This is a genomic window from Lentzea kentuckyensis, assembly GCF_002150765.1.
In the GTDB taxonomy this organism is placed as follows: Bacteria; Actinomycetota; Actinomycetes; order Mycobacteriales; family Pseudonocardiaceae; genus Lentzea; species Lentzea kentuckyensis.
On sequence record NZ_MUYM01000209.1, the window covers coordinates 1,725 to 2,154 of the forward strand.

Sequence of the window (430 nt, forward strand, 5' to 3'; positions counted from 1 at the left end):
CGGCGTGCATCAGCAGGCCGAGGACCGTTGCCTGGCCCTGCCGGTCGTGAATCTCGTCGGCGGCGGCGAGGCCCGCGCGCAGCACCGCGATCCAGTCCTCGTAGCGGCCGCGCAGTTCCAGGTAGGTCGCCATCCGCTGGGCGAGCACCCACGACACGGCGTCGGTGACCCCACGAACCGCCGCGACCAGTGCGTCGTACTCCTCGTCGAACCACCGCAGCGGGTCGGCGGCGACCTGCGCGATCGTGTCCGCCGGTGGCCGCCAGGCCGGTGCGGGTTCGCGGTCGGGGCCGAACCAGTGCGCGAGCTGGTCGTCGGCCGCGACGGCGAGCGCGAGCCAGCCGTGCCGCAGCCGGGTGATCGACGCGAGGTCGCCCGGATCGGCGAGTTCGGCGGCGACCAGCCCGATCAGGTCGTGCATCCGGTAGCG

The 430-nt window shown here is 74.2% G+C and carries 1 pseudogene; it reads right to left on the minus strand.

Going from position 1 to position 430, the window contains the following annotated elements:
- Positions 1 to 430: pseudogene (locus B0F77_RS48490) on the minus strand (AfsR/SARP family transcriptional regulator); the annotation flags it as partial.